General features: G+C 58.3%; 1 protein-coding gene. It reads left to right on the forward strand.

All coding sequences use genetic code 11. The features are described from left to right. The coding region (locus tag EQY_RS0121795) for a cellulose synthase subunit BcsC-related outer membrane protein (protein ID WP_000718322.1) at positions 1-590 on the forward strand (590 nt) is incomplete at both ends.

A 590-nucleotide genomic window follows, 5' to 3' on the forward strand; every position in this document is an offset into this window, starting at 1 on the left:
TCTCTATCGCCAGCAGGATCTTAACGTCACCCTGGAGCACGACTACTGGGGATCGAGCGGCACCGGTGGTTACTCCGACCTGAAAGCGCACACCACCATGTTGCAGGTGGATGCACCGTATTCTGACGGACGGATGTTCTTTCGCAGTGATTTCGTCAATATGAACGTCGGCAGTTTTTCCGCCGACGCTGAGGGTAAATGGGATAACAACTGGGGCACCTGTACGTTGCAGGACTGTAGCGGCAACCGCAGCCAGTCGGATTCCGGCGCCAGCGTGGCGGTCGGCTGGCGAAATGACGTCTGGAGCTGGGATATCGGCACCACACCGATGGGCTTCAACGTGGTGGATGTGGTCGGCGGCATCAGTTACAGCGATGATATCGGGCCGCTTGGTTACACCGTTAACGCCCATCGTCGCCCCATCTCCAGTTCGTTACTGGCCTTTGGCGGGCAGAAAGACTCTCCGGGCAATACCGGGAAAAAATGGGGCGGTGTGCGTGCCGATGGCGTGGGGCTGAGTCTGAGCTACGATAAAGGTGAAGCGAACGGCGTCTGGGCATCCCTTAGCGGCGACCAGTTAACCGGCAAAA

This window comes from Escherichia sp. TW14182, assembly GCF_000208525.1.
GTDB classification, from domain to species: domain Bacteria; phylum Pseudomonadota; class Gammaproteobacteria; order Enterobacterales; family Enterobacteriaceae; genus Escherichia; species Escherichia ruysiae.